Annotated in this window: 19 protein-coding genes and 1 tRNA gene; 3 read left to right on the forward strand and 17 right to left on the reverse strand. The window is 59.2% G+C overall.

From position 1 onward, the window contains the following. Window positions 1–28 precede the first annotated feature (28 nt). The 11 genes from ACZO0A_RS07800 to rsmD all read right to left on the reverse strand — a co-directional run bounded on the left by ACZO0A_RS07800 (window position 29) and on the right by rsmD (window position 12,370). Window positions 29–1,180 (reverse strand): cell division protein FtsQ/DivIB, encoded by a 1,152-nt coding sequence (locus ACZO0A_RS07800; RefSeq protein ID WP_302376858.1) that lies wholly within the window; start codon window positions 1,178–1,180, stop codon window positions 29–31. Between the two features lie 98 nt (window positions 1,181–1,278). Continuing rightward, window positions 1,279–2,397: an undecaprenyldiphospho-muramoylpentapeptide beta-N-acetylglucosaminyltransferase gene (gene murG / locus ACZO0A_RS07805; RefSeq protein WP_215692536.1), complete on the reverse strand. Its 1,119-nt coding sequence runs from the start codon at window positions 2,395–2,397 to the stop codon at window positions 1,279–1,281. A 140-nt stretch (window positions 2,398–2,537) separates the two neighbouring features. Continuing rightward, window positions 2,538–3,818 carry an FtsW/RodA/SpoVE family cell cycle protein gene (locus tag ACZO0A_RS07810; RefSeq protein ID WP_486846195.1) on the reverse strand — a complete coding sequence of 427 codons (1,281 nt, stop codon included), beginning with the start codon at window positions 3,816–3,818 and terminating at the stop codon, window positions 2,538–2,540. A 34-nt stretch (window positions 3,819–3,852) separates the two neighbouring features. Then, window positions 3,853–4,863 (reverse strand): phospho-N-acetylmuramoyl-pentapeptide-transferase, encoded by a 1,011-nt coding sequence (gene mraY / locus ACZO0A_RS07815; RefSeq protein ID WP_215692534.1) that lies wholly within the window; start codon window positions 4,861–4,863, stop codon window positions 3,853–3,855. Window positions 4,864–4,992: 129 nt separating this feature from the next. Beyond that, complete coding sequence (locus ACZO0A_RS07820) at window positions 4,993–6,357, reverse strand: UDP-N-acetylmuramoyl-tripeptide--D-alanyl-D-alanine ligase (protein WP_302376856.1); 1,365 nt, start codon at window positions 6,355–6,357, stop codon at window positions 4,993–4,995. A 137-nt stretch (window positions 6,358–6,494) separates the two neighbouring features. Continuing rightward, window positions 6,495–9,011 (reverse strand): penicillin-binding transpeptidase domain-containing protein, encoded by a 2,517-nt coding sequence (locus ACZO0A_RS07825; protein ID WP_302376854.1) that lies wholly within the window; start codon window positions 9,009–9,011, stop codon window positions 6,495–6,497. 85 nt (window positions 9,012–9,096) lie between these two features. Then, a complete protein-coding gene (locus ACZO0A_RS07830; RefSeq protein ID WP_302376853.1) occupies window positions 9,097–9,573 on the reverse strand; it encodes an FtsB/FtsL family cell division protein in 477 nt (158 codons plus the stop codon). Between the two features lie 10 nt (window positions 9,574–9,583). Then, window positions 9,584–10,507 carry a 16S rRNA (cytosine(1402)-N(4))-methyltransferase RsmH gene (gene rsmH, locus ACZO0A_RS07835; protein WP_302376852.1) on the reverse strand — a complete coding sequence of 308 codons (924 nt, stop codon included), beginning with the start codon at window positions 10,505–10,507 and terminating at the stop codon, window positions 9,584–9,586. An 18-nt stretch (window positions 10,508–10,525) separates the two neighbouring features. After that, entirely contained in the window at window positions 10,526–10,942 is a 417-nt protein-coding gene (gene mraZ, locus ACZO0A_RS07840; protein ID WP_215692529.1) for a division/cell wall cluster transcriptional repressor MraZ, read from the reverse strand. 412 nt (window positions 10,943–11,354) lie between these two features. After that, entirely contained in the window at window positions 11,355–11,825 is a 471-nt protein-coding gene (locus tag ACZO0A_RS07845) for an HrpE/YscL family type III secretion apparatus protein (protein ID WP_215692528.1), read from the reverse strand. Beyond that, entirely contained in the window at window positions 11,822–12,370 is a 549-nt protein-coding gene (gene rsmD / locus ACZO0A_RS07850; protein ID WP_302376846.1) for a 16S rRNA (guanine(966)-N(2))-methyltransferase RsmD, read from the reverse strand. The genes ACZO0A_RS07845 and rsmD overlap by 4 nt, the downstream gene beginning before the upstream one ends. A gap of 200 nt (window positions 12,371–12,570) precedes the next feature. Here rsmD and ACZO0A_RS07855 point away from each other — a divergent pair. Beyond that, window positions 12,571–12,645: transfer RNA gene (locus ACZO0A_RS07855), tRNA-Gly, on the forward strand. Window positions 12,646–13,113: 468 nt separating this feature from the next. Here ACZO0A_RS07855 and ACZO0A_RS07860 read toward each other — a convergent pair. From ACZO0A_RS07860 to ACZO0A_RS07870, 3 genes are all read right to left on the reverse strand, one after another. After that, the gene (locus ACZO0A_RS07860) at window positions 13,114–13,605 is read right to left on the reverse strand and encodes an SH3 domain-containing protein (protein WP_481804486.1); all 492 of its coding nucleotides are present in this window, start codon (window positions 13,603–13,605) and stop codon (window positions 13,114–13,116) included. Window positions 13,606–13,650: 45 nt separating this feature from the next. Next, the gene (locus ACZO0A_RS07865; protein WP_302376844.1) at window positions 13,651–14,748 is read right to left on the reverse strand and encodes a hypothetical protein; all 1,098 of its coding nucleotides are present in this window, start codon (window positions 14,746–14,748) and stop codon (window positions 13,651–13,653) included. A 186-nt stretch (window positions 14,749–14,934) separates the two neighbouring features. Continuing rightward, window positions 14,935–15,573 carry a phosphoribosyltransferase gene (locus ACZO0A_RS07870; protein ID WP_302376842.1) on the reverse strand — a complete coding sequence of 213 codons (639 nt, stop codon included), beginning with the start codon at window positions 15,571–15,573 and terminating at the stop codon, window positions 14,935–14,937. A 179-nt stretch (window positions 15,574–15,752) separates the two neighbouring features. Between ACZO0A_RS07870 and ACZO0A_RS07875 the strand changes: the two genes are divergently transcribed. Both ACZO0A_RS07875 and ACZO0A_RS07880 read left to right on the forward strand, forming a co-directional pair. Beyond that, window positions 15,753–16,658: a DnaD domain-containing protein gene (locus ACZO0A_RS07875; RefSeq protein WP_302376841.1), complete on the forward strand. Its 906-nt coding sequence runs from the start codon at window positions 15,753–15,755 to the stop codon at window positions 16,656–16,658. 3 nt (window positions 16,659–16,661) lie between these two features. Then, window positions 16,662–17,621 (forward strand): ATP-binding protein, encoded by a 960-nt coding sequence (locus ACZO0A_RS07880; RefSeq protein WP_302376840.1) that lies wholly within the window; start codon window positions 16,662–16,664, stop codon window positions 17,619–17,621. A gap of 150 nt (window positions 17,622–17,771) precedes the next feature. Here the strand turns inward: ACZO0A_RS07880 and ACZO0A_RS07885 are convergent, their stop codons facing one another. The 3 genes from ACZO0A_RS07885 to ACZO0A_RS07895 are packed head-to-tail and all read right to left on the reverse strand — an operon-like array spanning window position 17,772 to window position 22,056. Next, on the reverse strand, window positions 17,772–19,136 hold the full coding sequence (locus ACZO0A_RS07885) for an MBOAT family O-acyltransferase (RefSeq protein WP_302376839.1): 1,365 nt from the start codon (window positions 19,134–19,136) through the stop codon (window positions 17,772–17,774). 33 nt (window positions 19,137–19,169) lie between these two features. Beyond that, a complete protein-coding gene (locus ACZO0A_RS07890; RefSeq protein WP_291231354.1) occupies window positions 19,170–20,264 on the reverse strand; it encodes a hypothetical protein in 1,095 nt (364 codons plus the stop codon). 13 nt (window positions 20,265–20,277) lie between these two features. Then, on the reverse strand, window positions 20,278–22,056 hold the full coding sequence (locus ACZO0A_RS07895; RefSeq protein WP_302376838.1) for an HAD-IIIC family phosphatase: 1,779 nt from the start codon (window positions 22,054–22,056) through the stop codon (window positions 20,278–20,280). Window positions 22,057–22,070 lie beyond the last annotated feature (14 nt).

Here is a 22,070-nt window from a genome sequence, read left to right on the forward strand (position 1 = left end):
AAGCCCCGACTTTTGTCGGGGCGCTGGTTTATTCTGCTGTGTTAGCCAGGGTTTCCTCTTCCTCCGGTTCCGGCGTGGTGGTAGGTCCGGGGGTGGGGGTCGGGGCGGGTTCGTCGGGGGCAAAGTAGGCGCGGATGTCGCCGTTGGACTGCTGGGTCGAGATATCCAGCACACCCTTATCGCTGGCGGCCAGGCCCTTTTCGGGGTCGGCCAGTGCGGCAGCAGCCAGGCGCAGTTTATAGGCAAGATTCGTCTCGCTGCCCAACTTGACCTGCACACGGTTCTGGTAGGTGAACTCGATATCGCTCAAATCCTGCACACTAATGGCTGTGGTGCCGTCAAACAGGTTGTACGTCTGCAAGCCGTCCAGTATTTCGGTCAAGGTCTGCATGGCCGACGCCTGCAATCCTGCCGTCTCGGCGGTGGCCTGTTCGCCCCCAAGCAACGAGTTATAGCTTTCCGGCGTGATGTTCTGGCCGACAGTTGGGGCAAAATCTGTGGGCAGCGCGATGGAGAGCAAAATCAGGCCGTCGGGCTGGTTGACGTCGGTGCGCAGGATCTTGAGGGAATCGCTCAGCACCATCCAGCCGCCGGAGTACATACAGGCGAATCGCTCCACGGCGGGCTGCACCTTGACCACGACAGTAGCAGGCATCTGGACCTCAACCTGCACCTGCTCAAGGTACGGAAACTGCTGGGCCAGCTGGCGGGTCTTTTCTGCGGTGGAGAAGCCGAAAAGATTCGAGTTCTTCTCGATATTCAGCGCGTTGATAAGCTCGTCCGAGGTGTAGATGCCGGTGTCGGCGGGGGTGGTGCGGTCGAAGTTTTCGACCCGGAAAAAGGCCACTTTAAACAGCAGGTTAAGCGAGACGAAAGCCCCTACGGCCAGTACGGCCAGCACCGCCATGATACTCATGGCACGGCGGCGGTTGCGTTTTCGGATGATTTCTGCCTGGGTTACGCGGCGCTGGCGTTTGGGCGCGGCGGGGTCGTACCCGGCTTTTTGCGGGTTGATCTGCTGGGTGGGGCGCTGGCTGCGCGGCGAGGATTTTTTCGGCGGCTGTTGGCGTGGGGTGCCCGGTTTTTCCAGCCCCATACGGCTGCCCATGCTGCGTTTGGGAGCTTGCGAATAGGAGCCGCTCACGGATTTTTGCCTGCGGCTGCGCTGGTTTCGATCCATGGGCGGCTCCTTTCCAATACATTTTTATAGGTGCGTGCCGGCTGCCCTATGGGGCAGTGGCGGCTACGGGGCGTCGAGGATGCCGCCCCCTGCGGCTGTTATGATTTTACCAGCTCCAGCAATTTTTCCGTAATCATATCCAGGCTGTGGGGGTTGCCTAATGTCTTGGCGTTGGCTCCCATTTCGGCCAGCTTGCCTGGGGTGGTCAGCAGTTCTTCCACGGTCTTTACCAGGCCGTCACCGGTCAGGTTCTTTTCCTCAATGACCACGGCTGCCCCAGCCTTTTGCAGTTCAAGGGCGTTGTAATACTGGTGGTTTTCGGCCACGTTAGGGCTGGGGATCAACACCGACGCGCGGCCCACGGCTTCCAGTTCGGCCAGCGTCAGCGCACCGGAACGCGCAATGACGAGATCCGCCGCCGCCAGCAGCTGGGGCATATTGTTGATGTACTCGGTCACAACAAGGTTCTCGCCAGGAGCAAAGCCCTTTTCTTTTTCGAGATTTTCAAACAGCTTGACACCGCGGCTGCCGGTGGCGTGCAGGTGTAATGTGTGTTGGTTCGTCTGCTTTTCCCAGGCACAGAGGTCGGCCACGACCTGGTTGATGCGGTCTGCACCCAGGCTGCCGCCAAAGCTCAAAATGACCGTGCGGTCGCCTGCGTTCAGTTTTGCGCGGGCTGTGGCGCGGTCGGCGGTCAGGACCTCGGGGCGAACCGGGTTGCCCACAACGGTGGTTTTCTCGGGTGCGCCCAGCTTTTCTACGGCATCGGCGCTGGCAGCCAGAACGATGTTGACCTCCTTCGCCAGCAGCTTGTTTGTCACGCCGGGGAAGGCGTTCTGCTCATGGATGGCAGTCTTGATGCTGCGTTTGGCCGCCGCGCGCACAATAGGGCCGCTGACGTAACCGCCGCAGCCGATGACAAGGTCGGGATTGACCTCGTTCAGGATTTTCCGGGTGCGGGGGCCGGACAGCGCCAGATGCCAGATGGCGACGATGTTGCGGCCGATGTTTTCCAGGCTGAGGTGGCGCTGGAAGCCGTTGATTTCGATATGGTGGAAGGGGTAACCCGCCTTGGTGACAAGTCCGTACTCCATCCCCTCCCGGCGGCCCGCAAAGTGAATTTCCGCCGTCGGGTCTGCGGCTTTCAAGGCACCGGCGATTGCCAACGCGGGGTTGATATGACCGGCTGTACCGCCGGCAGCAATGAGAACACGCATGATTCGGCCTCCCTAAAATTATAAGTTTATGCTAACGGCAAGCGGGCAAAGCTTCACTGGTCATCGCTGGCACTCGACCACCTCCCCTGTAAGGGGAAGGCTTACGGGGCGTCGAGGACGCCGCCCCCTACAGCACGGTCTTACACCGTACCTCTGCGGTAGCGGGTGCGGTGGAGCATACGGTCGGTCTCGGCGCGGTGCTGTTCGGCCATGCGTTCCTCCCGCGCGTTGCCCGCACGGGATATACTCAATAGCACGCCCATCTCACCCAGCAGCAGCAACAAACTGGTGCCGCCGTAGGAGAAGAACGGCAAACTGATACCCGTGTTGGGCAGCAACGCCGTACCGACGCCGATGTGCAGAAAAACCTGCCACGCCACCTGGGACACAATGCCGATGCCCAGCAGCGTACCGTACAAATCGGGCGCACGCAGCGCAATGAAGATTCCTTGGATGACCAGCGCCGCAAACAGGGCAATCAGGGCAATCGCCCCGACGAAGCCCAGTTCCTCCCCGATGACGGCAAAGACGAAGTCGTTCTCCGCGTAGGGCAGCCATTGGTGTTTCTGGACGCTGTTGCCGATGCCCACACCGAACAGTCCTCCGGTACAGATAGCATAGATGCTCTGGCGGGTCTGCCACTGCATACCCGCCGTGTTCGTGGGGGTCAGGCCCCACACGCCGCCCAGGCGGCCCGCGGCGTAGCCCTCGCCCGAGGCAAGGTGCTTCACGTAGGCAATGGCGCCCGCCACGGTACCCGCACCAGCCAGCGGCCACCACCGCATGGCGGAGCCGTTGCAGGCAATCATGGTAACAAAAATCAGGCACAAAAGCATCATGGCCGAGTTGTGCGGTTCCATTTTCAGCAGCACGAGAATCGGCACCAGCGGCAGCGCGGGTTTGAGCAGACCGTACCACAGCGACTTTTTCTTATCGTTGTCGCGGTCGAGCATATCGGCAGTCCAGAGCATGACCGAAAATTTTGCCAGCTCAGACGGCTGCAGCGAGAACGCACCGCCCGCAAAGTAGACCCAGCGGTAGGTAGCGTTGGTGTCCACCGGGCTGAACAGCGCCGCCACCAGCAGCACGAGCGTGATGATATAAAAACTCTCGTTCATGTAGCGCAGGGCACGGTAGTTGATGTTGGACACCAGCCACATAACGCCCAGGCCCGCCACTGCAATGATGCTTTGCGGGCGGATGAAGTGGTAGACATCACCGTAGTTGGCGTACCCGCTGGAATAGCTAGCTGAAAACAGCATGACCAGCCCATATCCCATAATGACGATCAGGGTCGCCACGAAACCTCGGGAGACCCTGCCGCGTTCGAGTTTTGGTAGGCGGATGACCGCCAGCATACGCAGAATATTACCGATGGTGTGGTCAAACAGCACCCCTAACAGGCTTGACGGCGTATTCACAGGCAGTCACCTCCTTAGCAGATTTTGCGCGGTGTTACGCCACGCAGATGTAGAAAATACCCATAGCCACACCAATAATGGCAATCAGGGCAAAGAAAGCGTCAATTTTGACTTCGCGCCAGCCGCGCATTTCAAAGGCGTGGTGGATCGGCGTCATGCGGAAGATGCGCTTGCCGTGGGTCGCCTTGAAGTAGACGCGCTGGATAACAACGGTCATGGCGTCCCAGATGTACACGATACCGAAGAAGAGCACCAGTTCGGGGCGCTGCATTACAAAGGCCAGCGCCGTGACGATGCCGCCGAAGAACATACTGCCAGTATCGCCCATGAACACCTTGGCCGGGTAGAAGTTCCAGACCAGGAACCCGGCGCAGGCACCCGCCGTGGCGGCGGCGATAAGCGAGACATGGACAAAGCCCAGCAGGCTGCCCGCCAGCAGGTAGCCGATCATCGACACAAAGGTCACGCCGGTGCAAAGGCCGTCAAGGCCGTCCGTCAGGTTGACGGCATTGACCAAAAAGATGATGCCGAAAAACGCGATGGGATAGTAGACAAGACCCATATCCACCAAACCGAAAATCGGCAGCTGCACCTGGGTGGTGAGCAGGCCCAGGCTGTTGAGGCCGAACATAAAGCCAAAGGTCAGGGCAATCTGCAAGATCATCTTTTGGGCTTCGGTAAGGCCGAGGTTGCGGTGCTTGATGACCTTGATAAAGTCATCAAGGAAGCCGATCAGCCCCGAGCCAAACGCCAGAAACAGCACCATCATGCCAGCCTTCATCTGGGGCAGGCCCAGGACTTCCGGCAGCTGGTTGTGGAACATCCCCCACACCAGGCCCAGCGTGACCAGGATGCCGAAGATGAAGCACAGGCCGCCCATGGTGGGGGTGCCGTTTTTCTTGTTGTGCCAGGTGGGGCCTTCCTCGCGGACGGTCTGGCCGAAGTGCAGCCGATGCAGCGCCGGGATCATAAACTTGCCTGACACCGCCGTGATAACAAAGCCGCCGATGGCCGCCGACGCCAACAGATAGGATATTTCCTCCATGCAGTGATTCCTCCAAAATGATGTGGTGCAGGGGGATTTGGGAATTTACGCTGTTTACAGGCAACTATGGGCAGACCAGCCCCTCATCAGTCCGCTGCGCGGACAGCTTCCCCCGAAGGGGAAAGCCCTTTACCCCTGCGGCAATTCTTTATAGAAATCCTGAAGCAGCTGTTCCAGCCCCATGGCGTGGCTGGCCTTGGCCAGGACTGCGTCACCGGGGCGCACGAATTGCCGTAGATATTGTAACACTTCTTCGGCGTTTTTGCAATGCACAGTTACAACACCGTGCGCTTTTGCGGCGTCTGCCATGGCAGCGCTGCGCGGGCCGTAGGCAATCAGCTGGTCAACACCCGCGTCGGCAGCCCACTCACCGGTGTGGCGGTGGCCGTCCTCGCTGGCGTCACCCAGTTCCAGCATATCGCCCAGCAGGGCAATTTTGCGGGTGTTGGGCAGGGCTTTCAGCACCGAGAGCGCGGCTCTCATGCTGTCGGGGCTGGCGTTGTAGCAGTCCTCAATGAACGTCACACCGCCCTTTTTTACAATATGCTGGCGCATACCAGTCGTCTGGTATGTGGCAAGGGCCGCTGCACAGCGGGCCGCATCCAGCCCCAGGCGAGTGGCAGCGGCGTAGGCAGCCAGCGCGTCATAGACGGTGTGAACGCCTGCAGTGGGAATGGCGGCATCGAAAGTGCCGTATTCTTTATCAATGATCTTGAACGTTGTACCGTTCGTTCCGGTCTCAACATCCACGGCGCGGACATCAGCGTTCTCAGCGTCGATACCGAACCAGACGGCTTTCAGCCTGGTAGGCACATCGGCGGTGGGCAGCAGGTCGTTGTCAGCGTTGAGCACCAGCGGCGCACCATCGGGCAGGCCGGTACAAATCTCCATCTTTGCTTTCAGTATATTCTCCCGAGTGCCGAGATTTTCCAGGTGGGAGACGCCTATCATCGTGATGATGCCCGCCGATGGCCGTGCACAGCGGGTCAGGCGCTCGATCTCACCCGCATGGTCCATGCCCATTTCGACGACGGCGTACTCGGTATCGTTGTCCAGGCGGAACAGCGTATTGGGCACACCGATATCGTTGTTCTGGTTGCCCTCGGTTTTCAGCGTCTTGCCAAAGGCGGACAGCACGGCGTAACAAAACTCTTTCGTCGTGGTCTTTCCGACGCTGCCGGTGACGCCGATCATCTTGGGGCTGAACAGCATACGGTAGTTGGACGCCATTCGGATCATGGCTTTGGCGCTGTCCGGCACAATGACGGTACGGTCTGCAGGGACGCCCTCGATCGGGTGGTTGGCGATGATATAGGCTGCGCCATTCTGGTACGCACCTGCAGCAAAGTCGTGGCCATCAACGCGTTCGCCGGGAAAGCAGACAAAGACGCAGCCCGGCTTGACCTCACGGCTGTCGGTCACAACGGCGTGGATGGAGACAGGCTCGGCCAGCGTCAGCCCGGCCAGCAGTTCATTGGCAGGAATCTTTTGCATGAAAAGGACCTCCTTGGGATAGTAAGTTAAGACGTAGGGGCCGCACATATGCGGCCCGGCCGTGAATGACAAACGATTGCTTATGGGAAAGTTGCGGGCCGGGCATACCCGGCCCCTATAAATTGCGGATTTCTGTATCACCCTTCCACATTTGCCGGGTCGATGGTTTCTTCCTCGGCGGCGGGGGTAGTTTCGGCGGGGGTGTCTTCCCCGCTGTCCATGGTCAGGGTGATGATTGTGCCGTAGGCGGCGCTGGTGCCGGCCTCCACGCTCTGGCTGACAACCTTACCGCCGCTGTCGCCGTTGAACTGCACGTTCAGGTTGGCGGCTTTCAGCATCTGCTCGGCAAAGGTGCCGGTCTTGCCCGCCACATCGGGCACGGTGGTCATCGAGTTCTGGTCGGTGGCGGTGTACAGGTAGACGGTGGAGCCTGCGGGGACATCGCTGCCGCCCACCGGGTACTGGTAGACGATATTGCCGCTGCTGGGGCCGATGAGCTTGTGCTTGAGGCCCTGGCGGTTCAGTGTAACCTGGGCGTTGGTCCAGGTATAATCCAGGCAGGTTTGCACCTTGACGGTGCCGCTGGGGTTGTAGCCGGGGTCCTGCTCAACGCCCAGGTAGGGCGCGACCTCGCTGATGATGTTGCCCACGACCGGGGCCACGACCTGGCTGGCGTAGTCCTTGACCCAGCGCGGGTCGTCCAGCAGGACGAACACCTCGATTTCGGGGTCGTCGATGGGCAGCACAGCGGCAAAGCTCATGGCCTTGTAGTAGTCGCCGTCGCCGCGCAGGTGGCGGTCGGTGCGCTCGGCCGTGCCGGACTTGCCGCCGATGCGGTAGCCCGCCACATAGGCGTTGATGCAGGAATGGTAGTTCCCTTCCCCGTAGACGTTATTTTCCATCATGGCAAGCAGCTGGCGGCTGACGTCCTCTGAAATGACCTGGCGGCGGATGTTTGTCTCGGTCTGGGAGACAACGTTGCCGTCGTTGTCTGTGATGGAGTCCACCACATAGGGCGTGACAAGGTAACCGCCGTTGGCGATGGCCGCCACAGCGGTTGCCATCTGCATGGGGGTGATGGATTCGTTCTGGCCGAAAGCGGCGGTGTAGAGGTTCGTATCGACCTCGGCCATCTGCTCGGCATTGTAGACGCTGGTCCAGCGGGTCTCGTTGGGCAGGTCGATACCGGTGGGCTGCGTGAAGCCAAACGCCTGGATATAGTCGTAGAAAATCTGCGGTTTCAGTGTCTCGGCAGCCTGGATGAACCAGAGGTTGCAGCTGTTGTTCAGCGCACCCGCCATGTCCTGCATACGGTGAACCTCGCCGTTGGCGCAGCGGTAGGTGTGCTCCCACAGTTCGCTGCCCTCATTGACGGTCAGGCTGCCGCCGCAGTAGAAGGTCTGGCTCGTGCTCATGACGCCGGAGTCCAGTCCCGCCGATGCGGTGATGAGCTTAAAGACAGAGCCGGGCATATACAGCTCGGTGATGTTTTTATTCTTCCACTGGGCCTCGCGCATCATACCCTGTAATTGGGTGTACTCGCTGGCGACCTCCTTGCCGTCCTCGCCGATGGTTTTTTCGCGGCTGATCTTGCCGTCGGCCACGATATCGGCCACGGCTTTTTCGCCCAGGCGGCCTTCCAGCCAATCAATATCGTTGGCGTCGATTTCCTCTTTTTCCAAAATGTCGGTCATTTTGGTGTCGGTGATTTTATACGGATCGTTGGGGTCAAACTGCTCGATGGACGCCATAGCCAAAATCGCGCCGGTCTTGACGTTCATGACGATAGCGCTGCCGCGGCCATGCACCGTGAAGGTGTTCATTGCCTCTGTCAGGTATTCTTCAACGATGGACTGCACATTTTCGTCGATGGTCAGGAACAGGTTGTTGCCGTCGATAGCCTCGTGCACGTCGGCCTGCCCGGAGGCCAGGGCGTTTCCGTAGACATCCGTCTCGGCCACACTGCGGCCCGGCGTGCCTGCCAGGGTTTCATCGTAGTATTTTTCCAGGCCGTAAGCGCCCTCGCCATCGCTGTTGCAGAAGCCCAGCACCGAGGAGAGGAACTCGCCGTAGGGGTAGCTGCGGGTCGTGGCCTGTTCGGTCGAAAAGTACAAAATGCGTTTGCCGGTCGCGGCGCCGTCCTCGGGATCCATGCGGTACTCATCGGCATAGTTCAGGATGGAGTCCACCACCGGCTTATCCACGCCCTTGGCGAGCATACGGTACTGATACGGCTCGCCGCTGCTGTTTTTAGCGGTCAGAACCTCATAGACGGTATCCGCAGTGGTGTCCCCGCCCAGCAGTGCAGCAATGTTTTCCGCCGCCGTGCGCAGCTGGCCCTCCGACGCGCCGCTCTTGGCGATAGAGGAAGGGTCTGCAACGATATTCCATACCGTGCTGCTCTTGGCAAGCAGCTTGCCGTTGACGCTGTAAATCGAGCCGCGCAGCGCGGGCAGCGTCGTATCCTTCAGCTGCTGGGTCACGGCCTCGGTGCGGTAGAGTTCGGCATCACGCAGCTGCAGGGCGTAGAGCTGATAAATCAGCAGACCGAATGCGCCGACGATAAAGAGCGTCACGCAGAAGAGCGTGCGGGTTTTCATCGCTGCGTTGGCGCGGGTGCGGTGCTTTTTTGGTTGGTTGTTTGGTTGTGGCATAAGGCGTTCCTTATTTCAAAAAGCCTTTTCGCCGTCGGCCATCGCGCCGCGCAGCAAAAAGGCTCGTAGCTGCATAATTTTATTGTTACGGATTCAATCCATCCAGCAGGTTCAGGGCGGCGGTGCGGACCTTGTCCAGCAGGCGGACGGCGGAACTGCTGCTTTTTTCGATTATGCTCTGATCTTCCAACTGGACATAGGTGATTTGGCTCGGGTCGAGCTTGACCAGTCCCAGCTGGCCCTCGGCCACCTCCTGCAGGCTGGCGCGGCTTGTGATATCGCTCATTTTGGTGCTCAGGTAGTCGTACTCGCTCTGGGCGGCGGTCAGCTGGGTGTTGACCTCATTGATCTGACCGCTCAACTCGGTGAGCTTGGCGTGGCTGTACAGCACGCTGACAACCAGCCCCAGCACAATGGCAAGGGCCAGCGTACGCAGCGTGGCTTGCGCAAAACGGCGTGCGCGGTTCAGCCCGCGGTTACCGCCGCGCACCACTTTTACCTGCGGGCGCGGGGTCTCTAATTTAGGTGCAGCCGCACCGCTGTGCAGCAAAACGGTCGTCATGGTTTGCCTCTTATACTTTCTCCAACACTCTCAGTTTGGCGCTGCGGCTGCGGCGGTTGGTTTCCAGCTCCGCAGCGTCAGCTTCGATGGGTTTGCGGGTAATGAGCTTTGCCTTTGCCACACCCCCGCAGGTGCAGATGGGCTGTTCCGGCGGACAGGTGCAGCGCTGTGCCCAGCGACGGAACTTGTTCTTGACTAAGCGGTCCTCCAGGCTGTGGAAGGTGATGACGCAGAGCCGTCCGCCCGGGGCCAGGCAGTTGAAAATCGCATCCAGGCCCTCGTTCAGGGCGTCCAGTTCGGAGTTGACCGCAATACGGATGGCCTGGAAAGTGCGGCGCGCCGGGTTCTTGGCCTTGCGGCGCTCAGCCGGGGGCACTGCGGCGGCCACGATATCCGCCAACTGCATGGTGGTGGTGATGGGCTGCGTTTCCCGCGCGGCGATGATTTTGCCCGCGATTTGCCAGGCGTAGGGCTCCTCGCCATAGTCGCGCAGGATGCGGGTCAGTTCCTCACGATCCAGAGTGTTGACCAGGTCCGCGGCGGTGGGGCCCTGCTGGCTCATGCGCATATCCAGCGGCGCGTCGGCATGGTAGGAAAAACCGCGCGCTGCATCGTCCAGCTGGTGGCTGGACACGCCGAGATCAAGCAGGGCCCCGTTCACCGCCGGGATACCCAGCTCCGCGAGGACTCGCGCTGCCTCGCGGAAGTTGACCTGCACCACCTGCGCCGGGAGACCCTTGAGCCTTTCGGTGGCTACTGCCACCGCATCCGGGTCCTGGTCGAGTGAAATCAGGCGGCCTGTGGTCAGTCGTTTTGCAATTTCTCTGCTGTGGCCCGCGCCGCCGGCCGTGCCATCCAGGTAGATGCCGGCGGGGTCGATGTTCAGCCCATCCAGGCAGGGCTGCAGCAGTACGGGGATATGTGAAAATTCCATGTTGTATCGTCCTGTTTATTAAAAGTCAAGGTTTTCCATCTCAGCGGTGAAGTCCTCATCGCTGGTTTCCTGGCTGGCGTTCCATGCCTCGGTGTTCCAAATCTCGGCAAAACTGCGGCTGCCGATAATGGTGACATCGTGGTCAAGACCCGCGTACTCCCGCAGTTTGGCGGGGAGCTGGATGCGGCCTTGCTTGTCCGGGGTAACCTCCACCGCAGAGGCGTACAGCATACGGCTGACCTTGCGGCCCTTGACGAGGCCCTTTTCCTCGATTTTGGCGGCAACCTTTTCGAACTCTTCTGCCGGGAAAGCGGCCAAGCAATGGTCAAGCCAGCGGGTTACAATGAAAGTTTCCCCCATCGCGTCGCGGAAACGGGCGGGGAAATTCAGACGGCCCTTGGCATCGATGGCGTAATCATACTGACCAACGAGCATCTGTGTTTCCCTCCCTTCGTCAAACTGTACAAACTTGCAGCAAGATTTTTTACGTCGCAGCGTCCTCTTTGTGGAAAACTCTGTGGAGAACGTGGAAAACTACCCACCATTCACCACTTTTGTTGTTAAGCTCACCACAATTACCCACTCGTGGTAAAATTATAGTACCATTTTCCCCGGCAAAAAGCAAGGGCGAACTGGAAAAAACTGCGCCGCGAATGGATTTTTCACACTTTGTACAAAGGCCCCCACCCCAGGGACAGCGGTTTGCATCAAAACAGCACGGCGGCAAAATTTTTGCCGCAGACAAAAATATCGCCGCACCGTATTACACGATGCGACGATATTTTTAGAGCTTATAAAGATTTTTAGGGAAATGTGCCGTGGATAACAACGTTTTTCAAGGCCTTCCTTACTTCTGCCCACGGTTGGGGCGGGCGGCATTGCGCAGGTTCATCCGGGTATTCTTGATATCCGCCACGCTGCGAGCCAGCACTTCCTCAGAGTTTTTCAGGATGCCCTCGCAGTAGACCGTAGCGTTGCGGCTCAGCTCCTTGGCCTGGGTCTGGGCGGCGGTCAGAATTTCCACTGCACGCTGCTGGCTGCGCTTGACGATCTCCTGCTCACTGGTCAGGGTGCGGGCGCGCTCCTCGGCCTGCTGAATGATATTTTCCGACTCGATGCGGGCATTTTTCATAATTTGCTCGCGGTCATTCACGATTTTCTTGCTCTCGCGCACTTCATCGGGGAGATTGTTGCGCACCTCATCAATGATATCGCGCATACGATCCACGTCGACCACGCGCTTGGAGGCGGCAAACGGTACAGCCGTACCCGCTTCCAGTGTTTCTTCCATCAGTTCCAGCAATTCTTCAACGTTCATGCCTCTTCCCCTCTCTCATAGCGGCTGACCTTGATCTTGCCGTAGTTGTATTGTTTTACCAGTGTCAGGCTGCCTGCCTGCTCAGGCAGGTCGGCCTCACGCTCCGTCTCGCAGAGGACCACACCGCCCGGAGCCATCTTGGCGGCCAGCAGCGGCAGCACCGCCGCCACCGTGTCATGGTGGAACGGCGGATCCAGCAGGGCCAGGTCAAACGGCCCGCGGATGTTGGCAAGGAAACTCTCGGCCTCGCCCTGGCGGATATCACTCTGGCGGTCAACGCCCGCCGTCTTGCAGTTAGCCCTTACGATGACCAATGCTTCGGCAGAGTGGTCGACAAAGAGGCAGCTTTTCGCCCCGCGTGACAGAGCCTCGATGCCCAGCTGACCGCTGCCTGCAAACAGATCCAGCACGCGTGCTCCCGGCACAAGAAACTGTACACTGGAGAACATGGCCTCCTTCACGCGGTTGATGGTCGGGCGGGTGATATCCTCGCCCGGCAGGGCCTGCAGGTTTTTACCGCGGGCTGTTCCGGCAATGACGCGCATGGTGCCGCACCTCTTTCCTCTCAAAATTTCTTTTACACAGATTCAGTATTTATTATGGGGCTTTCGCGGGCCGTTGTCAAGGGTGCAAAATGTAAAATAAAATGGCAAATGGGTTACAGCGCCGTAAAATCTGCAGGGAAAGTCCACCGCCGGGCTTGACAAATGCCCCCTTGGGTGGGTATAATAGGTACTGTTGTTATGCGGCTGTCGTACAACGGCTAGTACATCAGCCTTCCAAGCTGAGGACGTGGGTTCGACTCCCATCAGCCGCTCCAAAAAGAGACCCCTGTGTCGTGTCCAGACGCAGGGGTCTCTTTTTGGGATTCGGGGATGAGAAGTCGAACAGGGCGACGGCACCGCAGTGCCGGGGCGAACAGTCCTGCGGACTGTTCGCCAGCCCGCGGGAGGCGGACATCAGCTGCTCTGGAAAACTCTCTATGTCATATTCCGGCATGGGGAGTTTTGCTTATTATGCCAGCAAAAAATTCTGAAATCTGCTTGACAGTATCTTCACCTGCCGGGGTGGCGGTTCTTGCTTTTTACGACCAACCTTAGCGTAACGGTCTTGAGACCGATATGGAAAGTCAATGTAAAACGCATTGCCTCACCCTCTTTCGGGAAGTGTGGCTGACCGCCTGCCGTTTTGTGCAGCGCCTTACCGGCGAAGCGGTATGTTTAGAATATCATATTCCGACACACCACGCAAGTTATTCATGCAAAAAGTTCCCGACGCTTTTTGCATTTTATTGTACGGTGCTCCCGTCAAATTCCTGATAGGGTTCAGGTATCCAACCGTATACGTTAAAGTCGTAGTCTGCGACAAAGACCCAGTCACCGTCGCCATAATGACCGTACAGTTTATCACCCGCGCTGACCCACACTACGTCATCACTATTGACGCTGGGCGCGGATTTTAACACATAGTCCGTATTCACGACAATGGGCCATCCATCCGCACTATACGGAATCACAACTCCTACTACCGCAAGGCGGCGGGGCTGTCGCAAATTCAGCTGGCGGATAAGATCGACATAAGCCGCACCCATATGTCCCGCATCGAGAACAGTGACTGTGCGGTCTCGCTGGATGTGGTCTTTCGCATTGCACGGGTGCTGGATGTCCCTGTGTGCAAACTGTTTGAGTTCCGATAAATACAGCAAAACGCCCATCGGCACAAAACCGATGGGCATTTTCGTTGTAAATATGCAGTTATGGGGAAGTTGCGGGCCGGGCATGCCCGGCCCCTACGGGGCGGCGACATAGACGTGGTATTGTCTGCCTTACAGCTTCACCAACTCCGCCTTCATGTTTTTCAGTTCCTTTTCCAGGCGGTCTTTCTCTTTGTTGTAGTCCTGGTAGGCTTGCAGTTCAGCCTCGACAGCGGGGTCCTCGGCGGTCAGGTAGCCGCTGTTCATCGAGGCCGTGTAGCTGAACTTTTTCAGCGTGCCGTTAAAGTCGATGACCATGAACTGGCCTTCGGCGGGCCGAACCGTACCTGCGCCGAACATCTTATGGCTGATCTTACAGTCAGTCAGGTCGGGCAGTTTGGCGGGGTTGGCTTGCATCTCCTGCAATTTCTGTTCGCATTCGCCGATGCGGATGCACAGCTCGGCGCGGGTTGCTTTCTCCTTAGCGGCCTTGGCGCGTTCCTTTGTAGTGGCGCTGCGGGCATAGCCGCACGGGTAGAACTGCTGGGTGTAGGCCGTGTGCAGGATATCGTACACCAACAGATGTAGCTGGTCATTGATGCCGCCAAGTTCCTGCGCCACATAGGCCTTGTGCAGGGCAATAAGTTCCGGGTAGCTTTCCAGCTCGGCCAACAGGTCGTTGCACATAGTATAGTAACGTGGCAGGTCCAGTGCCGTGCCGCCGCCGAAATCAGCCTCGTAGTCAAAATATTCTGCCCAGGCCCTGGCCTCGGCCGCATTATAAAAATAGTTGTCGTGAGGTTCCCTCAGGTTCAGGAAAAACACCGCGTTGGCCGTGTTCATCGTGTACTTGGGCATCCGCGGGAACACGCGACGGAACCGGCCGTTGATCTGGTCGGCAAACAGCTCGGCGCGGCCGCGGCGCTTGGCGATATCGCCGTCATCCTCTTTGAACAGCCAGCGGAAACACTCCCGCACCAACTCTACTTCTGTCTCCCGCAGCATCAGAGTCTGCACGCCGCCGATGGGCTGCAAGGCCGGGTTGTCCAGCGCCAGCTGTGCCTGCTGCATGGCGTCCGCAAACATACCGGGGAAGTCGCTGTCCTCGATATCCCAGTTCACGCCGAAGCAGTCGGCCGCACGCCAGACCGTTCCCTCTTCGGCGGCGGTGCGGGTCTTGCAATATTGAATGTACTGTGCCAAAATCCCATTCAGATTTTCCGTGTTCAAGTGAACTCCTCCTCGTAAAAATCAGCCTTCCTATTATAAAAGGTTGAACAGGATGCGTCAACCTGTAAAAACGACAAAAAAGCCCCCTTGGGTAAGGGGGCAAAATGTATAGAATTGTAAGGCTCGGGGCCGGGCAAAGTCCGCCCTCATCCGGCCTGCGGCCACCTTCTCCTTCAGGGGAAGGCTTTACAGGCTCGAATAGCCGAAGCTGTTGACGAGGGCATCGATTTTTTTGCCCTGTTTGCACCAGGGGCAGCTGTGGGAATCGTGCGTCTCATAGTCGGGCAGGTCGTGGGTGTTGAAGATGCTGGCCACCGGGTAGCCCGCGCACTCATTCACCGAGGCGAAGATCGCCGCAATGCCGACCGCCTCGCCGCCGTAGTAGCGGATGGCCTCGATCGCGCCTTGTACAGTGTAGCCGGTGGTGACGGACGCCGCCAGCACCAGGATATGCTTGCCGGAGATCATGGGGGCCGTGTTCTCGCGGAACAACAGCTGGCTGCCGGTGGTATGCTCCGGCGTGACAACGTAGATGGTTTGGTGGGCGTTCATGTTGACGTAGCCGGACTTGGTCAGCTCACTGGCCATGCAGGCACCGATGACTTCAGTGCCGTCCAGACAGAGGATGGTGTCCACGATGGTCGTCGCCTTGTAGGCGCGGATCAACTCTGCGGCGGCGGCACGGGCCTCAGACAGGCGGAACTTGGTCAGCGTGACGTCTATGTAATAGTTGATATGGCTATGGCTGGTAGCATAGTGCCCCTTGCTGACGCGCAGCTGCAGGTTCGGTTTGCCGGTGGGCAGTTTAACAAGATTCATCGCCATGGTGGAGTCCTCCCTTTAACTCTTTATAGGTATATTGTACAAATTTTCACAGTGAAAAACAAGGAACGCTTTACCCAAAATCCAAGGGTGATTTTTGGGCAGTTTTGCGGGGAAAACTGGACACGGCGGCGGAAAAATGGTATACTGGACACAAGTTTAAAGTGGGGAGGTTTGCGGACATGGGTTACAAGCTGGTGCCGTACAACGGCGATACGGTGGCGGTGCCGCAGCTGGTGTTCACCCACCTTGCCCAGGCCGGCGGCGACACGATCCGCGCGGCGCTGTACATTTTGCAGACCGGCGACACCGACCCCCGCACGATGGCTCGGACGCTGGGGCTTCCCAGCATAGAAGCCGCCAAGCGTGCCCTGCAATACTGGGCTGGTGCCGGATTGCTGGAAAACGAGCGCGGCGGCTCCCCTGCCCCGGCGGCAGAGCCGCGTCACGCCGATTTGGCCAGCATGGCAAACGACCCCTATGTGGCGGTGCTCAGCCAGGAATCCCAGACCATCTTTGGCAAGGGCATCAGCCGCAATGAGTTACAGCGGCTGGTGGACCTGTACCAGATCGACGGCTGGAAACCCGACGTAATTTTGCTCTGCTGCGCCGAGGTCGCCCGCCTGGGACGGCGCACCGTGGGCGCGGTAGCCCACCTGCTGTCCCGCTGGCGGGAGGACGGCGTTGAGACCGGAGAGGACGCCGAGCGTTGGCTGAAACGCGCAAAACAGCGGGAGGACTGGTGCAGTGATGCCGCCGCCCAGTTTGGCATTGCGCCGCGCGATTTGACGAACTGGGAGCGCCGCGCCATCGCCCGCTGGCACGAGGAAATGGGCGTTGGGCATGAGATGATTGACGAGGCGTTGCTGCATGCCAACGGAAAAAACACCGTGCGGTATGTGGACGGCATCCTGCGGGCCTGGCGTGCCCAGGGCATCACCACCGTGGAGGCTGCCCGCAAGCAGGGCCAGCTGGAAGGCAGCAACATTGTGATGACCGAGCGCCCCGGCACCCAGCAGCCGGCCGCCAGCGCCCAGAAAGACCTGTTCAACCGCAACTGGGCCGCTATGTTTGACGAGGAGGGCTAACCCATGCGCACAAAAGATGAACTATTCCGCGCCGCCCAGCGGGAGGTTGCCGGGTACCGCCAGCAGGCTGTAATGCAGGCCGAGACGACCCGCCGCGCCGCCTACGCCGCGCACCCCGCCCTGGCCGAAGCGGACGCTGCCCACATACGGGCGGGCCTAGGCCTGGCAAAGGCCGCCGCACTGGGCAGTAGCATGGACGCCGCCCGTGCCGCGCTGGCCCGCGCCGATGAAACGCTGGCCGCCGCTGTGAAAGAGGCCGGGTACGACGAGAGCGCCTTTAAACCCGCTTACCGCTGCCCCCTGTGCGAGGACACCGGGATGCGGGGCGGCATCCCCTGCCGCTGTGTGGCCGATGTGGCCCGCCGCCTGCGCCGGGAGGAGATCAACGCCGCCAGTCCGCTGGGGCTATGCCAGTTTTCCAGCTTTGAGGTGGAGCGGTACGGCACCAATGTGGAGCCGGAGCTGGGCATTTCCCCGCGGGAATACATGGGCAAGCTGCTGAATTACTGTAAGAACTACGCGGCCCGATTCAGCGCCAACAGCCCGAATCTGCTGTTCATGGGCCACAGCGGCCTGGGCAAGACACATCTGGCGCTGGCGATTGCAGATGCCGTGCTGGAAGGCGGGCATGATGTACTGTACACCAGTGCTGCCGCGCTGGCCGCCCAGCTGGGCAAGGAGCACTTTGACTACACCAACAATGAGGAATGGCTGGCCGCCTGCCAGGAGGCTGACCTGCTGATTCTGGACGACCTGGGCACCGAGTACATCACGCCGCTGACCATCAGTGTGCTGTATGAGCTGATCAACACCCGGATGCTGACCCACCGCCCAACAATCTATACCACAAATATTATTGACCAGAATATTTTTGTAGCCCGCTACACCGAGAAAGTTGCCAGCCGTATGCTGGGCGGCTGCAAGATGTTCAAGTTCTTTGGGGAAGATCAGAGATTAAAATAAAAATGGGATAGGAACCGCACAGGTTCTTATCCCACCTTTTTATTACCGCTATTGTAGAGGCCTGGTATGCTCGGCCTGCGCGTACAAGGCAGATGCGCAATTATGGGGCGAGGCTGCGGGCCGCACATATGCAACCCCTCAACCATCAGGTCAATAGCGTGCGTAGAGGAAGCTGCCGCCGCCAAGGAACCGCCCCATAAAGAGGAATGCGAAGATGCAGACCTCGTATACAGCCCAGCGGGCCGGGGTGGGCAGGGCGGCAATTTTTCCGCGCAGGCTGACGCCGCGCTCGTGGGCGGCATCCACGCCCAGCAGAATGGCAATGCCTGCAAAGAGCATAAGCTGCTCCAGCCTGCTGGTCAGGCCCAGCTCCCAATAATTGCTGAACACCGCATGGCCGCCATTGAGTAGGATGCCTTTGAATACATCTGCTGCATTGCCCAGGCTGCTGGCCCGGAAAATCATAAACAGTCCAGCCAGAATGCAGAACGTGCCCAGCACCCGCAGTGCGTGACGCAGTTTGCCGCTGCGGCGGTGCGGCAGGTGGTTTTCCACCGCCTGGCAGACGCCATGCAGGCCGCCCCAGACGAGGTACGTCAGCCCTGCGCCGTGCCACAAGCCGCTGACAAGGAAGGTCAGAATCAGGTTGCGGTCCTTTTTTGCGGTGCTGCACCGGCTGCCGCCCAGCGGGATATAGACGTAATCCCGCAGCCATTGGGACAGGCTGATATGCCACCGCGCCCAGATATCCCTGACGGAATCCGCAAAGAAGGGCTGGCGGAAGTTTTCGGGCAGCTCCAGCCCCAGCACCTCGCCGAGGCCAAGGACAATGTCCGTGTAGCCGGAGAAGTCCGCGTAGAGCTGCACGGTGAACAGCACACCACCCAGCAAAAGCTGGGTGCGGTCAAAGGCGGCGGGGTTGGCGAACACGGCGTCCACCACCACGGCGGCGCGATCCGCCACCGCAAACTTTTTAAAGTAGCCCCACGCGCTGCGCTGCGCGCCGCGCCACGCCCGGGCGGTATCCCATTTTGTGGGGCGGTCCAGCTGGGGCATGAGCTTGTTGTAGCGGTTGAAAGGTCCCTGGGTGATAGACAAAAAGAACGACGCATAGCACAAAAGCCGCAGGTATTTTTCTTCCGGCAGCATACGTCCCCGGCGCACATCGCAGAGGTAGCCCGCCAGCTGCAGGGTGAAGTACCCAAGCCCCAGCGCCCCCGCCAAGGTACCATGCCAGCCCAGGGCGGCGGGCAGGTACTTGAGCAAGGCCAGCGGCAGCAGCGCGGCGGCCAGCCCCGCGTAAAAGATGCCTTTTTCCGCCGCGCGACGGGCGCACCACCAAACCAGAAACGCGCTTGCCAGCAGCACCGGCAGCGTCCGCCAGGAGAGCACGGCGTAAAATACCAGGCTGGCCCCCAGCATCAACTGCCAGCGGCGCGGCGGCGGGCAGGCAAACCAAAGCCCCGCCAGCACCGCTGCGAACAGCACAAAACCGGGTGATGTCACAGCGAGCATAGTGGGGCCTCCTTGTATAGATTATTGTTGCGATTACATTTTTGCCATAAGGATGGAATCATCCGGCGTTAGGGTCAGTTTTTCTTCCACCGTGGGGTAGAAAATTTCGTCCACGGCCTTCCCTGCCGCGCGTTCCTGAATCGTTTGGCAGAGGATGGCAGTGAACTTTTCCGCGCCTGCACCGTTCAGGTGGTGCGCATCGGAGAAGTCCTCAATTTTCAAATTGAGATCGCGCTGCAGGCGGTAGAGGGAGAAATCCCAGTATTCCAGGCCCGCGTGCGCGGTGCAAAAATCCTGCAGGGCATCCACATAGGCTTGGTAGTTTTGCGTGTTGTACAGATAGCCGCTGGGCAGCGGAGCCGTGAACAGCACGAGTTGGATGCCGTTTTCTTGACAAAAATCGGTAATTTTGTTCAGGTATTCCCAGCCAAAGTCAGAGAGCGGCGCGTCAGGGTCGACATTCAGCAGCGTGGCAAAGCCGTCCTGCGGGATACCCGCGGTGTAGACGAAGCCCCGGCCGCGGTAGGCCTCACCGCTGTCCTCGTAGGTTACATAGCGGTAGCTGTCCGTCGTGTAGCCGTCGGCCAGCTTGGCCTGCCACAGCGCAGGCATCCCGGACAGCGACGCTATGCCATGGCGGGCGGGCAGCAGCAGATCGGCAAAAGCCGCCAAGCCGCCCATCTCCCACAGGTACTCATAACGGTTGGGCGAAAGGGCGTTCATGTGGTCGACCAGCAAGTAGCAGGCCAGCGGCACATTGCTGGATGCACTTTCGTTGTAACCGGTGTAGAACATTTCAAGATATACGGTCTTTAGGTCGTTCTGCGCAGCGGCTTCTTTGAGCATATAGTAGGAGCCGTCCGGCAGCTGCTGGGACGACCCGGCGTTAAAGCTGTGGGTGCCCAGCGCGGCGTCCACGGCGGCGGGATCCACGCTGCGGTAACAGTGGGACGAACCAAGGAACAGTGTATCGATATTGCCCGCATCCCGGTACAATTCTTGCAGCATCACACGGGAGTAGGAGTGTACGTCATCCACCAGCAGAAAATCCGCAGCCGCCAGCAGTGCCGCCGTAAGCAGCACAAACAGCGCGGCGGCCGCCGCTTTTTGCAGGAAGGAGTGTTTCATAGCGTTTTTCCTATCAGCGTTCAATTTTCATGTGGGGGTGCTTCGGCGCGTAGGCGGCCACATCCAGCGTCCAGGTCGTATTGCCGTCAGCATCCTCGGCGGTCTTGGCAAAGCCGAATTGAGCGTAAAATTCACGCACCATAGCGTTTTTAGCCGTGGGATAGTAGTAGCCCACAATGGTCTTGATGCCGCGGGCGGCGGCCTCGGCTACGAGAGTGTCCATCATAGCATCCTCCATGCCGCGCTTGAGCACGCGGCAGCTCATGAGCCACAGGCGTATATGCAGTGCGCCGCCCTGCTGCTGGCCCGCCACAACGGTGACGATGCCGTTATCGCCGAACTTATCCACGAGCTTACCGCACAGGCTGATATAGGCAGCATTCTCGGCCATAGCGTGGATATCATCCTCGGAACAACGCAGCGTCGTCAAATTGAACTGGTTGGACTTGTTGGTGAGCTGGGCAATGCGCTGGATGTACAGTGGTTCAAAGCCCTTGACCGTGGCGGTCATTTCCAGGCTGTCGAGATACTGGCCGTAGTCGGTGAAAGCCGCCTGGGCCTTGGCGCGCTCGGCGTTCTGGTGGTAGAGTTCGGTCTTTTTCAAATCCTCTTTCGAGAGGGCCGTGACCTCAAAGTAGCCGCCGTGATCCAGCGTTTTGATGTAGTTTTCGGCGCCGTCCAGCGCGGGCACTGCCACGCCGGGCACCTGGGCGGCCACGATGGCGCGCTCTGCCGGGTTGTCATCGGCAAAAACAAAGCTATCCGCGCCGAGGTTCAGCTCGGACGCGATGGCCTTGAGGTTCAAGTCCTTTGGCTCCCAGTTGGCCTTGATGGCGACAAAATCGTCGGGGCGCAGCACGCCGTCCGGGTGGTTCAGGCCCGCCAGCGCGTTGGCCTCGTCGTTTTTGGAGTCGACAGCCAGGATAACGCCGATGGATTTCAGCGCCTTGCAGTAGCTTTGGAACTCGGCGTAGACCTGGCCTTCGGGCACTTCGGGGCCGATGGCAAGGCCGTCCACACCGTCGTCGCCGACGATGCCGCCCCAGAGCGTATTGTCCAGGTCGAGCACAAGCGCTTTTTTGTTGCGGCCGTACAAGGACTTGATGATATTGGCCACGCTGTTGGCCAGCGAAGGGATAGCGTCCAGGCACATGGCATATTTGTACATATGCCAGAAGAAGGCGTCGCCCCAGGCGGTCAGGCCGTAGTCAGCGGAAAGATAGTCGATATCGTTGATATAGAAATGTTCATGCGATGCGGCGTAGGCGTAGAATTTCTGGTTCAGACGGCTGATGAAATTGGAGCGGCCGTGGGGATCCCAGATATCGCGGTTGCCCATGAGTCGATAATTAGGCCTATCAAAGTTATTCTGGATGACCGGGCAGGCGAATTTTCGTTCCAGCGCCTGCCACATTGTCTCAAAATGGGCATACTGCGCGTCCAGCATGGCATCAATATCGGCTTCGCTGTCGGCGGTGGTGGGCAAGGCGGTCAGGTTGCGCCAGTTGGTGTGGATGTATATGACATCCGGGTGGAAGTCGTCCAGCTCGGGCGTACCGAACATGGCGTCCTGCCAGTACTGGGCGTACTCGCTCTGGTAAAACTCTGCCTCGATGCCGTATTGCAACAGAAACAGCCCCAGCTGGTCGGCCACTTCGTTGGTGGTCGAACCGCCGAGGATGGCGATTTTTTTGTGCAGCGGGTGGGGGTTCTGGGCCAGCAGCTCACGCCGCAGCTTGCGCTTTTTCCGCAGCAGGGTCTCGGTATCGAGAGGGTAATGGAAGCAGTCCATGGGAAGCTCCTTTC

It is taken from the genome of Gemmiger sp., from assembly GCF_057431175.1.

Bases quoted from the DNA above. Each gene is read 5' to 3' on its own strand.
- mraY (WP_215692534.1), bottom strand. From the start codon at position 4,863: ATGGAGGAAATATCCTATCTGTTGGCGTCGGCGGCCATCGGCGGCTTT.
- ACZO0A_RS07895 (WP_302376838.1), bottom strand. From the start codon at position 22,056: ATGGACTGCTTCCATTACCCTCTCGATACCGAGACCCTGCTGCGGAAA.
- ACZO0A_RS07830 (WP_302376853.1), bottom strand. From the start codon at position 9,573: ATGACGACCGTTTTGCTGCACAGCGGTGCGGCTGCACCTAAATTAGAG.
- rsmH (WP_302376852.1), bottom strand. From the start codon at position 10,507: ATGGAATTTTCACATATCCCCGTACTGCTGCAGCCCTGCCTGGATGGG.
- ACZO0A_RS07860 (WP_481804486.1), bottom strand. From the start codon at position 13,605: ATGCCCGGCCCGCAACTTCCCCATAACTGCATATTTACAACGAAAATG.
- ACZO0A_RS07820 (WP_302376856.1), bottom strand. From the start codon at position 6,357: ATGCAAAAGATTCCTGCCAATGAACTGCTGGCCGGGCTGACGCTGGCC.
- ACZO0A_RS07845 (WP_215692528.1), bottom strand. From the start codon at position 11,825: ATGAACGTTGAAGAATTGCTGGAACTGATGGAAGAAACACTGGAAGCG.
- ACZO0A_RS07890 (WP_291231354.1), bottom strand. From the start codon at position 20,264: ATGAAACACTCCTTCCTGCAAAAAGCGGCGGCCGCCGCGCTGTTTGTG.
- ACZO0A_RS07885 (WP_302376839.1), bottom strand. From the start codon at position 19,136: ATGCTCGCTGTGACATCACCCGGTTTTGTGCTGTTCGCAGCGGTGCTG.
- ACZO0A_RS07880 (WP_302376840.1), top strand. From the start codon at position 16,662: ATGCGCACAAAAGATGAACTATTCCGCGCCGCCCAGCGGGAGGTTGCC.
- rsmD (WP_302376846.1), bottom strand. From the start codon at position 12,370: ATGCGCGTCATTGCCGGAACAGCCCGCGGTAAAAACCTGCAGGCCCTG.
- ACZO0A_RS07870 (WP_302376842.1), bottom strand. From the start codon at position 15,573: ATGGCGATGAATCTTGTTAAACTGCCCACCGGCAAACCGAACCTGCAG.
- murG (WP_215692536.1), bottom strand. From the start codon at position 2,397: ATGCGTGTTCTCATTGCTGCCGGCGGTACAGCCGGTCATATCAACCCC.
- mraZ (WP_215692529.1), bottom strand. From the start codon at position 10,942: ATGCTCGTTGGTCAGTATGATTACGCCATCGATGCCAAGGGCCGTCTG.
- ACZO0A_RS07875 (WP_302376841.1), top strand. From the start codon at position 15,753: ATGGGTTACAAGCTGGTGCCGTACAACGGCGATACGGTGGCGGTGCCG.
- ACZO0A_RS07800 (WP_302376858.1), bottom strand. From the start codon at position 1,180: ATGGATCGAAACCAGCGCAGCCGCAGGCAAAAATCCGTGAGCGGCTCC.
- ACZO0A_RS07825 (WP_302376854.1), bottom strand. From the start codon at position 9,011: ATGCCACAACCAAACAACCAACCAAAAAAGCACCGCACCCGCGCCAAC.